The following is an 11,734-nucleotide window of genomic DNA, read 5'->3' on the forward strand; positions in this document are numbered from 1 at the left end:
CAGCATACGGCATGAATGGTAGGATATGCAGGGATTTGCATCAGAATTCACCCAAGCGCTCTCGCTGATCCTCGAAGGGGATGCAGAGCTGTGGGCAATTGTGTTGTTGTCGCTGCGTGTTTCGATCTTTGCTGTTCTGATTTCGGCGGTCATCGGGATGCCTATTGGGGCAGCTTTGGCCGTCGCGCGGTTTCCGGGACGGCGGGCGCTGATTATCCTTGTGAACGCTCTGATGGGGTTCCCACCAGTCGTCGTCGGTTTGCTGGTCTACCTGATGTTGTCCCGATCCGGTCCTCTGGGGGTGCTGGAACTTCTCTACACCCCCACCGCAATGATCATAGCGCAGGTGGTGCTGGTGACGCCGATCATGGCCGCACTTACCCGGCAGGTGGTCGAGATGCTGGCCGAGGAGTATTCTGAACAACTCCGCTCGCTCGGCGTATCGCGGTTGGCTTCGATCCCGGTGCTGTTGTGGGACGCGCGTCTGGCTCTGGTCACCGCATTACTGGCCGGGTTTGGCCGGGCGATCGCCGAGGTAGGCGCAGTGATTATTGTCGGCGGCAATATCAATCACGTGACGCGGGTGATGACGACCACGATTGCGCTTGAGACTTCGAAGGGGAACTTGGCGCTGGCGCTGGCCTTGGGTGTGATCCTGATCGGTTTGGCCGTGGCGGTAAACGCGATGGTCAGCGCATTGACCCTGCGGGTCGAGCGGGAAGGGCTGCGCCATGCGTGATGTCGTAACCGAGGTGCCGGGCATGTTGGAGGTCCACGGGTTGCACATTGCACGCGAAGGCAAGGTGCTGCTCGATGTCCCGCATTTGTGCCTGGATGGCCCGGGTCCGACCTTGATCTTGGGTCCAAACGGCGCTGGCAAAAGTCTGTTGCTGCGTTGTCTGCATGGTCTGATTCAACCCGACAGCGGGCGTGTCTGTCAGGACGGTGTTGTGTTGAATGCAGCCCACAAAGCGCGGCAGGCGATGGTGTTTCAAAGCCCCGTGCTGCTGCGCCGCTCGGTCGCGGCCAATCTGGACTTTGTGCTAAAGCGGAAATCGATGCCCCGTGCCCTGCGCAAGCAACGTATCGAAGCTTTGCTGGCCGAAGGTGGACTGGATGGCAAGGCACGTCAGTCCGCGCGTTCGCTGTCTGGTGGCGAGGCGCAAAGGTTGGCGATCCTGCGCGCGTTGGCCTTAGACCCCAAGACCTTGTTCCTGGACGAACCCACCAGCGCATTGGATCCAAGCGCCATGCAGATGATCGAGCGGATGGTCCTGCGTGCCTCGGCCCGGGGTGTGCGCATCGTGATGGTGACGCATGACATCGGGCAGGCGCGGCGCCTGGCATCTGACATCGTGATGATGCAGGCAGGGCATGTGGTTGAACATGGGGGGGCACAGCAGGTGCTGGAAACCCCAAAAAGCAACGAGTCGCGCCGGTATCTGGCTGGCGGTCTGGTAACCTGATTAACAGAGATGGAGACTTCGAATGATCCCTGATTTTGTTCGGGCTTCAATTGTTGCGCTTGGACTGACCACAGGCGCAGGTTTGGCGGAAGAACCCTTTATCGTCGTGCAATCCACGACCTCGACGCAGAATTCGGGTCTGCTGGACTATATCCTGCCAGGGTTTGAGGCTGAAACAGGTATCGATGTACGGGTTGTGGCCGTCGGGACCGGTCAGGCGATCCGGAACGCAATCAACGGCGATGGCGATGTTCTTCTGGTTCACTCCAAGCCCGCTGAAGAGCAGTTTGTAGCAGACGGTTGGGGTGTCGAACGGTTCGATGTCATGTACAATGATTTTGTATTGGTTGGCCCAAAATCTGATCCAGCCGAAATTGCCGGTGGCAACGACATTGTAACCGCTTTGACCGCTTTGGCCGAAGCGAAACTGCCGTTTGCCTCGCGCGGTGATGACAGCGGCACTCACAAAGCCGAGATGCGCTATTGGGAGGCGACCGGCGTTGACCCGACGGAGGCGTCGGGGACTTGGTATCGCGAGACCGGATCGGGGATGGGGGCAACGCTGAACGTGGCCAGCGGCATGGACGCGTATGCTCTGACCGACCGGGCAACCTGGTTATCCTTCGGAAACCGGGGCAATCTGGAGGTCTTGGTCGAGGGCGATCCGCGCCTGTTTAACCAATATGGTGTAATCCTCGTGAACCCTGAAAAGCACTCCGGCGTTCGCGCCGCTGCCGGGCAAAGGTTTATCGATTGGCTTATCGGCCCTGATGGACAGGCGGCGATTGCGTCTTACACGCTGGATGGTGAGCAGTTGTTTTTTCCAAACGCACAGTAAGTTCGACTTGGGTTAACGCAACCGCGAATAGACGACAGATCAACCACTGGTGCCGTTGTGGTGGATCCGACCCAGATTTGCGAGGTCATAGCCGCCTAGTTCATCAGCGCGTTCGGTAAAACGCTCGGATTTCAAAAACTGGGTCAGCGTCTGCATGGGGGCCTCGAAGAAGGCGCGGCGCCAGATTGCAAGGTCCAGACGCTCGGAATGGGTGGGCACGAAACTCAGCCCGTACGGGCGCGCCAGTGCACCGAGGCCAAAACCAACCTCTGCCTTGCCGTCACGCAGGGCGGTGGCCAGCTCTTCTTCGGTGCGGGCGCAAACAGGCAGGGTGTTCAGATCATCACGACCCAGACCGTGGGCGCCGAGCAGTGCATCGAACAGACGCTGGCTGGCGGCGCTGTCTTGCCGCAGAATGATCCGTCTGCCTTTCAGATCCTGAAACCCTGAGATGTCCGAAGTGCCGGGTGCCAGCAACAGGCCGCGCTGCCGGTTGGCAATCTGGTAGAGGATCACAGGTGCTTCGCCCATCGTGTCGCGCAGGGTCTGAGTGTTGAAGCCTTCCGGTTCGTGGATATGCAAGGCCGCCGCCTGTGCGCTGCGCTCCGCGAGACGATTCAGCCCGTCGAAAGACCCATCATAGTAAGTTGCAAGCCCAGAGCCGCTTTCCCGCAAAGCCCAGTCCAGCAGGGGATCGTGGCTACCTGCCACGATCGGCGGCAGGGGTGGTTCGACGACATCGGGGCCAGAGCGTGAGGCGTTGAGCCACGCTATGATCTCGGCTTTTGGGAACAACAGCTTGCCCATGGCGCGTACACAGGGGATTTCGCCCGAAGATGCCAGATCATAGGCCTTCCGCTCACCAATGCGCAGCAGATCCGCCAATTCGCGGGTGGTCAGGTATTGCGGCATTCAGTCGAGGCGTACAGCCGAACCGGACGTCTTGTCGGCGGCGCTGAAACCGAATTGATCCAGCGTGTAAGGAGCGGCGACAGTGATCACGACCATCGCGGCGACGGCGGTCAGAAAGGCTTTCATGTTCTCCTCCGGCTCAATCCTGCGGTGCGGTGGCGCTGCGCAGGAACGCGACCAGATCTAACCGGTCCTGTGCTTGCGTGATCCGCTGCATTGGCATCTTTGACCCCGGAATGTAGTGGTCCGGGCCTTCGTCGAAAAGAGCATTTATTGTCTCTTCATTCCAAATAATATCAGAGTCTTGCAGCGTATCCGAGTACAAATAACCGGGCAATGTGCCCGCTTTCCGCCCAAAGATGTCGTGCAAGGTAGGGCCTGCACGTCGACCCCCATCCGGCGTCAGGCTGTGACAGATCGAACATTTGCGCGCAAATTGCCGTTCTCCGTTGCCCATCTCGCTTGGGTCTTTCAGAAAGCTGGGTTCGGCAGCGGCCATCTGTTCGCGATCGCCCAGTGCTGAAACGGGCCAGCTGTACATTGCCTCATCAATGCCGCCTGCGTGAAGATTTTGACCATCTGCAGAAAAAGCGAGCGCCCAAACCGGACCGCGCAAGGTGGCACGGAAATCTTGTGCAATGCGCCATTCAGCCGTGTCGATGACCATTATAAAGCCCTCACCATCGCCGACAGCCAACAGCTTGCGATCGGGGCTCAATGCCATGGCGAGGATCGGGCGCCGATCCAACGTAAAGTCATGTTCTTCTTCGGTGGTGAGGCTCAGGATGCGTGTCACTCCATCGACGGTACCGTAGGCGATCCAGTTGTCTTGTGCGTTCAGGACCAATTCATTGATGCCAAAACCATGCTCGATCAGGCGATTTGTTTCCTGACCGCTGGCGACATCCCAGATACGCAACGCTCCGTCGACACCTGCCGAATAAAGCTGCTTTCCGTTCGGCGTAAAAGCAACTGCATTCACCCCGCTGCCGATTGGCCCAAGCAGGGTCGGCTCGGACCCGTCCACCGGCCACAGGCCGATGGTGCCATCCCAGCTGGCCGTCGCGATATGAGTTTTCGACGCTGCAATGCCGATAATCTTGCCTTCGTGCTGCCCGACAACATCCCCTCCAGGCCAGCGGCGGAGGGTAAAGTCATCCCCGGCAGAATAGATTGCAGTGCCATTGAAAACGACCGAGTTCACTGCCGCTTCGTGCCCCTCCAGCCATTCCGGTGTCTGTCCGGTCCAGAGACCGACCGAATTGTCGAAACTGGCCGTTGCGATACGCCCATCCGGCGCCGAAGCGATCCCCATGATCGGCCCGCCATGGCCTTTGAGCGTGAAAAACTCGGACCAGGCGGGCAGGGGGGTCAAAACAAGCGCAAGAGCGAGCCAGCGCATCTATTCTGCAGGTGAGGCCGCTGCCTTGCCGGCCTCTTTTTCTTGCACCTCTTCCAGCCACAGCGAGTGGTGCTCGCGTGCCCATTGTTCTTCGACTTCACCGGTGCCCATGGCGTCAAACGCACCCTCCATGCCCACCGAGCCAAGGTAGATATGGGCGATGATGATGGCGATGAACACGTAGGCGACCATGACATGCCAAACTTGGGCATATTGCATCTCTTCCTGCGGTGACATCTGCACTGGCAGGTTCAGACCCAACGCCTGCGGAATACCTGTCGAATTGGCGATTGAGAAGGTTTTGGCGAACATCGGCAGCTCGAACGGGAATAGCAGCGACAGGCCTGACAGGCTGATAGAGACACCCAGTAGAATGCAAGCCCAGAAGATTATCTTTTGACCCGCATTGAATTTCTTGGCTGGTGGGTGGCTGTCTTTGGTGAACAAGCCCCCTCCGGCGGCCAACCATTTCAGGTCGGTCTTGTTGGGGATGTTATGGGCAATCCAATTTATGGTGATGATTATCAGTCCCAGCATGAAGGCCCATGCGAGGTTGTTGTGAAGCCACTTGCACCCTTGCGCGATAGTGGCGAACCCTTCTTTGCCAAAGACCGGGATCAAGAAATCGCGGCCATAAAGGGTCAGCAGGCCTGTGATGCCGAGCACAAGGAACGACCCGGCAAAGAGCCAGTGACCGAAACGTTCGAAACTGTTGAAACGAAGGACCGTGCGGCCGGTTTTTTCTCCGTCGATGCGGATTTTTCCTCGGATCAGAAAGAAAAGCACAATGATCGCAAGCATTCCGCCCAGAATGTAGGTTCCATAATCACGCAACGGGCCAGTTCGGAAGTTCAACCACCACATGCCGCCGTCTTGAATCAGCACGCTGTCCGCAGGTCCCTGGGAAGAAACGGTGACGCCCGCAGATCCGTAACGCAGCGCGCGGTAGACATCACTGTCAGAGGCAACACCGCGGGTGCCGAACTGTCCCAGCAGGCCTTCAACATTGCCCTGACCGGTGTTTTCAGATCTGTAGCTGTTGTCGACCTTCTCGCCTCGCTGGCGGGCCAGAATGTCCTCAAGCGTGGTCGCGCCGCCGGTTGTAGACCGGTCGGTCGGATCCGCAGGGGCGGCCCCCTCACTGGTTTGAGCGCCCGCAACTTGGGTCAGCGTTAGCGAAAGCAGGAAAGCGATGAATAAGCGCAACATCGGAACCTCAATAAAAATCCAATGCAGGATGACCCACATCTGCGGGTCATCCGTTTTGCTTTAGCAGACGGGGTCAGCCGTCTTTCTGATCGTAGGCCGTGCCCCAACCCCAAGCGCCCGAACCAAATCCGCGCGCGACGACACGCTCACGGTAAATAGCCGAGACCACGTCGCCATCGCCGGCGAGCAGGGCCTTGGTAGAACACATCTCGGCGCAGATGGGCAATTTGCCCTCTGCGATCCGGTTGCGTCCGTATTTGGCGAACTCTGCGGTCGAGTGCGTTTCCTCGGGGCCGCCAGCACAGAAGGTACATTTGTCCATCTTGCCTCGCGATCCGAAGTTGCCCGCCTGCGGGTATTGCGGCGCGCCGAAGGGGCACGCATAGAAGCAATAGCCGCAGCCAATGCACAGGTCCTTGGAGTGCAGGACGACCCCTTCTTCGTTCTGATAGAAGCAGTCGACCGGGCACACCGCCATGCAGGGCGCATCCGAACAATGCATACAGGCCACCGAGATCGAGCGTTCACCCGGATTGCCGTCATTGATCGTCACCACCCTGCGGCGGTTGATGCCCCACGGCACCTCGTGCTCGTTCTTACACGCGGTTACGCAGGCATTACACTCGATGCAGCGTTCAGCGTCGCAGAGAAACTTTGCTCTAGCCATTATCGTCCTCCTTACGCTGACCAGATTTTGCAGAGAGTCGCTTTGGTCTCTTGCATCTGGGTCACTGAATCATAGCCATAGGTCTGGGCGGTGTTGGTACTTTCACCCAGCACATAGGGGTCTGCACCAGCAGGATACTTGTGCCGCTGGTCTTCGCCCTGGAAATGGCCGCCAAAGTGGAAGGGCATGAAGGCGACACCGGCACCGACCCTGTTGGTCAGCATCGCCATCACCTTGACCTTGCCGCCTTCCGGACCTTCGACCCAGACCTGCGATCCGTCACGAATACCAAGGTTATTGGCATCGCGCGGATTGATCTCGACGAACATGTCCTGCTGCAGCTCGGCCAGCCACGGGTTCGACCGCGTCTCATCGCCGCCACCTTCATATTCGACCAGACGACCAGACGTGAGGATTATCGGGTAATCCTTTGAAAAGTCGTTCTTTTGGATCGACGCATAAAGGGTAGGTAGACGATAGGCCTGACGGTCATCGTAGGTTGGATAGTCCTCCACCAGATCGCGCCGGTTCGTGTAAAGCGGCTCGCGGTGCAGTGGGATCGGATCCGGGAAGGTCCATACGACCGCGCGTGCCTTTGCGTTCCCGAAGGGCGCACAGCCATGGGCAATCGCGACCCGTTGGATACCGCCGCTAAGGTCGGTTTTCCAGTTGGTCTCTGGTCCCGCAACGGCGTCGATGGCCGCACGTTCCTCAGCCGTCAGGTCACCGTCCCAGCCAAGGTCCATCAGCATCTGCATCGTGAATTCCGGATAACCATCCTGAATTTCCGAACCAACGCTATAGACCCCTTCGGCCAGCAGGTTGTCGCCGTCACGTTCCACTCCGAAACGGGCGCGGAAGGTCAGGCCACCTTCGGCCACCGGTTTGGACATATCATACAGGTTTGGTGTCCCTGTATGACCCATCTCAGCCGTTCCCCAGCAGGGCCAGGGCAGACCGTAATACTCGCCGTCGTTGGGGCCACCAATGGCTTGCAGCGTGGTTCTGTCGAACGTGTGCTGGTTGGCCATATGGCTTTTCAGACGTTCCGGCGACTGACCGGTATAGCCAATTGTCCAAAGGCCGCTGTTGAACTCACGCGTGATGCTTTCAACATTCGGGGTTTCGGGATCTTCCATCTCGATATTGCGGAAGAACCGATCCGCCCAGCCGAACTTGTTGGCGAACTTGGCCATGATGACCTCGTCCGGCAGGCTTTCGAACAGAGGTTCGACCACGCGGTCCCGCCACTGCAGCGATCGGTTCGAGGCCGTGACCGAGCCACGGGTTTCGAACTGCGTACAGGCGGGCAGCAGATAGACGCCATCGGTGCGGTCATGCAGCACGGCCGAGACGGTGGGATACGGGTCGATCACGACCAGCATGTCCAGCTTCTCCATCGCCGTCTTCATTTCCGTCATCCGGGTCTGCGAGTTGGGCGCGTGGCCCCACAGAACCATGGCGCGGACATTGTTGTCCTGATCCATGTTAGCTGGGTCTTCCAGAACACCGTCGATCCAGCGGGAGACCGGGATGCCGCGCTCATTCTGCAGCGGTTTATCCTTGCCTTCCTTGTCTTTGATCGTGGCGAACTGGCCTGCAAGCCACTCGGGCTCTTCACCCCAGACACGGGCCCAGTGACCCCATGCGCCTTTTGACAAGCCATAGTAGCCGGGCAGGGTATGGGACAGAACACCAAGGTCTGTCGCGCCTTGCACGTTGTCATGGCCGCGGAAGATGTTGGTGCCACCACCCGAGGTGCCCATGTTGCCAAGCGCAAGCTGAAGCACGCAGTAGGCGCGAGTGTTGTTGTTGCCGTTGGTATGCTGCGTACCACCCATGCACCATACAACGGTACCGGGGCGGTTGTTCACCATGGTCCGTGCGACGCGGCGCAGCTGCGAGCCGGGCGTGCCGGTGACACGTTCAACCTCATCCGGGTTCCACTTGGCAACCTCTTCACGGATTTGGTCCATCCCCCAGACACGGGTGCGGATAAACTCTTTGTCCTCCCAGCCGTTGTCGAAGATGTGCCACAGGATACCCCAGATCAGAGCGACGTCGGTACCGGGGCGGAAGCGGACATATTCATCCGCATGGGCCGCGGTGCGCGTAAAGCGCGGGTCACAGACGATTAAAGGCGCATTGTTCTGCTCTTTCGCACGCAGAATATGCAGCAGCGAGACGGGGTGCGCCTCGGCCGGGTTACCACCGATGATGAAGATGGCCCGGCTGTTGTGCATGTCGTTGTACGAATTGGTCATGGCGCCGTAGCCCCATGTATTCGCAACACCCGCAACAGTGGTCGAGTGGCAGATACGCGCCTGATGGTCCACGTTGTTCGTGCCCCAATAGGCGGCGAACTTGCGGAACAGATAGGCCTGTTCGTTATTGTGCTTCGCAGACCCCAGCCAGTACACGCTGTCCGGCCCGGATTCTTCGCGGATGCTCATCATGCCATCGCCGATCTCGTTGATCGCCTCTTCCCAGCTGATGCGCTTCCACTCGCCACCTTCCTTTTTCATCGGATATTTCAGGCGGCGCTCGCCATGGGCGTGCTCGCGGACCGAGGCCCCCTTGGCGCAGTGTGCACCCAGATTGAATGGGCTGTCCCAGCCGGGTTCTTGCCCGATCCAGACTCCGTTCTGTACCTCGGCAACGACCGTGCAGCCGACCGAGCAGTGAGTGCATACGGATTTGATATTCTCAACGGCGGTGTTTGCCGCTGTCTGGGCACTGGCGGGCGTCACGGTTCCACCCGTGGCGCTGATCGCGGCAAGGCCGCCGATCGTCAGGCCCGAGCCACGCAAGAATGCGCGGCGATCGACGGTTTTCTCGCCGACCTGGGACAGGATACTTGTCCGCTGGGGGCGTCTCGCAACCCCGTTGGTCTTTTTCCTAAGCATTTCTTTCCTCCCTTGCTGGCCATGTAACCCATGGCTGGCTTGGTACTTCGCGAAACCGACTTCAGGGCCAATCGCAACCGTCAGTCGGGTATGACTACGTCCGGGTCAGAACCGGGCGCTGTCGAGGTATGCGCGCGTGTGCGCGGTGTCCTGCATCCGGGTTTCGTCCGTCGGCAGTTCGGCTGCTTCGGCTTTCCCAGACAGGCTGGCGGCGGCTACAGCAGCGGGCGCTGCGGTACCGGCCAGTTTCAGGAAGTCGCGGCGGGTTGCGCCTTCTTCCTTGGTCTTGCTCATGGGCTCCTCCTGTCCCAATTGCGGTTTGGTGCCTAAAGGCACCGGCGAGTGGCGGGCTAGGCCGCCGTCATTCGAAAGGCTTCACGTTCGATCTCCATGAACACCCGACCAGCCGTGCCGACCGAGGCGTAGAGAACCGAGTTCTCGGCACCTTCCAAATCCGAATAGAAATGCGCGGCCCAGGGCCCGATATGTTTGCTCCAGAACGCCTTTTGATCTTCCAGCGTGGCGGGCGCGCCGAACCGACCGACGATCATGCCCGCCATCATTTCCATTAGCGAGGCGATGTTGTCTTCGGGTTCATAAACATTCTGCGCCCGGGTGATGCCCCGCGCGGCCATGTCATTGCGCAGCTGCGCTAGGGGTTTTTCGTTCAGAAAGCCCGTCAGGTAGAAAGAGGCATAAGGCAGCAGTTCGCCTCGGCCCAATCCGATGAACAGTGCGTTGAATTCGCGCTCTGCGGCGGCAGGCTTGGTCACCTTGGCCACCCGTGCCATTGCCTGAATGGCCTGACCTAGATCCGAGTCATCACCGCTTAGCCCGGCCATCTGATCCAAAAGCAACTGATCGGGTGGACCGGCCAATAGCAGGCCAAGAAAATTATAGAAATCCGCACGCAGACGATCCTCAGTCGAGATATCCAATGTTTGCGCGTTGTCTGCGGTCATAGAGTTATCCTTCGAATTCGAATTTCATACGGCGTGGAGCAGGGGGGAGTTCGATCTCCTCTGGCTCTTCCATTTCAACCATCTGTGGGGCTTCCGGTTCTGGTTCGACGGCGTTGATCGGTTCTTCACCTGACTCGATCGCCTCGGGCATGTCAGCTTCTGTTTCTGCTTCGGACACTTCTGCCTCGGCAGCGAGCGCTTCGACATGCGCCAACATACCCTTGCCAACCTGATACGCGGTCTGGATGTTCTCAATCACGCAGGCCGCATCGGTATAATCCTCGCCGTAATCGACCAGCCCGTCGACATTGGCCAGAACAGGATTCAACCGCCATAGGCGCCGCAAGGCGCGGCGGCGCAAACGGTTAGGTACAGCTTTGGCCATGAAGCCCGAGACATCATCGCCGGCTTCCAGCGTGTCGGGATCGGGCAGATCAAACTCGGCAAGAATTTCGGCGTCGCTTTTTTCCTCCAACTCAGCTTGCCGCGTTGTGATAATCTGTTCCTCTGCGGCCAAAGCTTCTGCTTCGGTCTCGGCCTGAACGGCGGCCTTGCGGCGGGACCAGAAATCGCGGGCCTGGGTCATTGCAGCACCCGACGCGGAGCCCGGTAGACATCTGAATCCTGCCGGATTCGTGCATCGCCCTTGCCGTCTTCCACCAGATCGGTGCGTTTCTTGTCCCGTTTACGTTTTATGAACACCTCGTCCTGATGATGCTGCAGGGTGAAATCGCGGAGCCATGCAATCAACCCTTCGGTCATCGGAATCTTCTCAACGATCTCTTCGCCGGTATCCGCATAATCCTGACCCTCGAACGGTGAGGCGGTGATCAATACGGCATTCAGGGGTGTTTCGCCTTTCAGCTCATCCCGCAAAACCAGGTACAGCGAAGGTTGACCGTCCGACAGGTTGACCATGTAGGCTTCGGTTTCATCGGCCCACAGGGTGAGGGGCAGGGTGGCTGCATGGTATTCGATGGCCTCACCTTCACGTCGCAACTCTTGCCAGTCGGCAGGCTTTGCACCTGGCAAAACAGCGACCGCGCGCCAGTTCCAACGCGCCCAGCGTGTCACCCCGGGTGTTCTGCGCACGACGACGCCAATTGTCATTTCAGTCCGGCTTGCGGCCTTGGCCACTGGCTCCTCCCTGGAAGGCTCTCCCCTGCCTTCCATTGATGTACTATGTTACATAAATTGGCGACCTGCCAAGTCTAGTTTCGCCTAATATGAGACATTCACTTAGAGTTTATTTCCAACTTCAGGTTTTGATGGCGATTTGTGATGAAAAATAATGCACATATCGGGATTTTCTCTGATGCTTCGCATTGCCTCTGCGCGGATTGGGTCTAAGCTGCTGATGGGGCAGAACGCA

Annotated in this window: 13 protein-coding genes; 3 read left to right on the top strand and 10 right to left on the bottom strand. The window is 58.7% G+C overall.

The genetic code is table 11. From position 1 onward, the window contains the following. Nucleotides 1-25: 25 nt before the first annotated feature. From ACR0CZ_RS09410 to ACR0CZ_RS09420, 3 genes are read left to right on the top strand one after another with little or no spacing between them, the layout of a single operon-like run. Nucleotides 26-739, top strand: a complete 714-nt coding sequence (locus ACR0CZ_RS09410; RefSeq protein WP_170393368.1) for an ABC transporter permease — start codon at nucleotides 26-28, stop codon at nucleotides 737-739. Continuing rightward, a complete protein-coding gene (locus tag ACR0CZ_RS09415) occupies nucleotides 732-1,466 on the top strand; it encodes an ATP-binding cassette domain-containing protein (protein ID WP_170393367.1) in 735 nt (244 codons plus the stop codon). The genes ACR0CZ_RS09410 and ACR0CZ_RS09415 overlap by 8 nt, the downstream gene beginning before the upstream one ends. 22 nt (nucleotides 1,467-1,488) lie before the next feature. Then, on the top strand, nucleotides 1,489-2,304 hold the full coding sequence (locus tag ACR0CZ_RS09420) for a substrate-binding domain-containing protein (RefSeq protein WP_170393366.1): 816 nt from the start codon (nucleotides 1,489-1,491) through the stop codon (nucleotides 2,302-2,304). 39 nt (nucleotides 2,305-2,343) lie between these two features. Here ACR0CZ_RS09420 and ACR0CZ_RS09425 read toward each other — a convergent pair whose 3' ends face one another. From ACR0CZ_RS09425 to ACR0CZ_RS09470, 10 genes are all read right to left on the bottom strand, one after another. After that, nucleotides 2,344-3,216 (bottom strand): helix-turn-helix transcriptional regulator, encoded by an 873-nt coding sequence (locus tag ACR0CZ_RS09425; protein WP_170393365.1) that lies wholly within the window; start codon nucleotides 3,214-3,216, stop codon nucleotides 2,344-2,346. Beyond that, nucleotides 3,217-3,342 carry a hypothetical protein gene (locus ACR0CZ_RS09430; RefSeq protein ID WP_255612119.1) on the bottom strand — a complete coding sequence of 42 codons (126 nt, stop codon included), beginning with the start codon at nucleotides 3,340-3,342 and terminating at the stop codon, nucleotides 3,217-3,219. A 13-nt stretch (nucleotides 3,343-3,355) separates the two neighbouring features. Then, nucleotides 3,356-4,618, bottom strand: a complete 1,263-nt coding sequence (locus tag ACR0CZ_RS09435; protein ID WP_170393364.1) for a c-type cytochrome — start codon at nucleotides 4,616-4,618, stop codon at nucleotides 3,356-3,358. Next, nucleotides 4,619-5,827: a formate dehydrogenase subunit gamma gene (locus ACR0CZ_RS09440; RefSeq protein ID WP_480536958.1), complete on the bottom strand. Its 1,209-nt coding sequence runs from the start codon at nucleotides 5,825-5,827 to the stop codon at nucleotides 4,619-4,621. A gap of 73 nt (nucleotides 5,828-5,900) precedes the next feature. Beyond that, nucleotides 5,901-6,494, bottom strand: a complete 594-nt coding sequence (gene fdh3B, locus ACR0CZ_RS09445; protein WP_037307340.1) for a formate dehydrogenase FDH3 subunit beta — start codon at nucleotides 6,492-6,494, stop codon at nucleotides 5,901-5,903. Nucleotides 6,495-6,505: 11 nt separating this feature from the next. Next, on the bottom strand, nucleotides 6,506-9,400 hold the full coding sequence (locus ACR0CZ_RS09450) for a formate dehydrogenase subunit alpha (protein ID WP_170393362.1): 2,895 nt from the start codon (nucleotides 9,398-9,400) through the stop codon (nucleotides 6,506-6,508). A 105-nt stretch (nucleotides 9,401-9,505) separates the two neighbouring features. After that, the gene (locus tag ACR0CZ_RS09455) at nucleotides 9,506-9,694 is read right to left on the bottom strand and encodes a ubiquinol-cytochrome c reductase iron-sulfur subunit N-terminal domain-containing protein (protein ID WP_170393361.1); all 189 of its coding nucleotides are present in this window, start codon (nucleotides 9,692-9,694) and stop codon (nucleotides 9,506-9,508) included. A gap of 56 nt (nucleotides 9,695-9,750) precedes the next feature. Continuing rightward, a complete protein-coding gene (locus ACR0CZ_RS09460; protein ID WP_170393360.1) occupies nucleotides 9,751-10,362 on the bottom strand; it encodes a molecular chaperone TorD family protein in 612 nt (203 codons plus the stop codon). A 4-nt stretch (nucleotides 10,363-10,366) separates the two neighbouring features. Continuing rightward, nucleotides 10,367-10,948, bottom strand: coding sequence for a DUF3306 domain-containing protein (locus ACR0CZ_RS09465; RefSeq protein ID WP_170393359.1), 582 nt, complete (start codon nucleotides 10,946-10,948; stop codon nucleotides 10,367-10,369). Next, on the bottom strand, nucleotides 10,945-11,499 hold the full coding sequence (locus ACR0CZ_RS09470) for a DUF3305 domain-containing protein (protein ID WP_170393358.1): 555 nt from the start codon (nucleotides 11,497-11,499) through the stop codon (nucleotides 10,945-10,947). The genes ACR0CZ_RS09465 and ACR0CZ_RS09470 overlap by 4 nt, the downstream gene beginning before the upstream one ends. Nucleotides 11,500-11,734 lie beyond the last annotated feature (235 nt).

The organism is Ruegeria sp. H9, assembly GCF_056532915.1.

Coding starts and splice junctions, on each gene's coding strand:
- ACR0CZ_RS09450 (WP_170393362.1), bottom strand. CDS start 9,400: ATGCTTAGGAAAAAGACCAACGGGGTTGCGAGACGCCCCCAGCGGACA.
- ACR0CZ_RS09425 (WP_170393365.1), bottom strand. CDS start 3,216: ATGCCGCAATACCTGACCACCCGCGAATTGGCGGATCTGCTGCGCATT.
- ACR0CZ_RS09410 (WP_170393368.1), top strand. CDS start 26: ATGCAGGGATTTGCATCAGAATTCACCCAAGCGCTCTCGCTGATCCTC.
- ACR0CZ_RS09460 (WP_170393360.1), bottom strand. CDS start 10,362: ATGACCGCAGACAACGCGCAAACATTGGATATCTCGACTGAGGATCGT.
- fdh3B (WP_037307340.1), bottom strand. CDS start 6,494: ATGGCTAGAGCAAAGTTTCTCTGCGACGCTGAACGCTGCATCGAGTGT.
- ACR0CZ_RS09455 (WP_170393361.1), bottom strand. CDS start 9,694: ATGAGCAAGACCAAGGAAGAAGGCGCAACCCGCCGCGACTTCCTGAAA.
- ACR0CZ_RS09440 (WP_480536958.1), bottom strand. CDS start 5,827: ATGTTGCGCTTATTCATCGCTTTCCTGCTTTCGCTAACGCTGACCCAA.
- ACR0CZ_RS09420 (WP_170393366.1), top strand. CDS start 1,489: ATGATCCCTGATTTTGTTCGGGCTTCAATTGTTGCGCTTGGACTGACC.
- ACR0CZ_RS09415 (WP_170393367.1), top strand. CDS start 732: ATGCGTGATGTCGTAACCGAGGTGCCGGGCATGTTGGAGGTCCACGGG.
- ACR0CZ_RS09465 (WP_170393359.1), bottom strand. CDS start 10,948: ATGACCCAGGCCCGCGATTTCTGGTCCCGCCGCAAGGCCGCCGTTCAG.
- ACR0CZ_RS09435 (WP_170393364.1), bottom strand. CDS start 4,618: ATGCGCTGGCTCGCTCTTGCGCTTGTTTTGACCCCCCTGCCCGCCTGG.
- ACR0CZ_RS09430 (WP_255612119.1), bottom strand. CDS start 3,342: ATGAAAGCCTTTCTGACCGCCGTCGCCGCGATGGTCGTGATCACTGTC.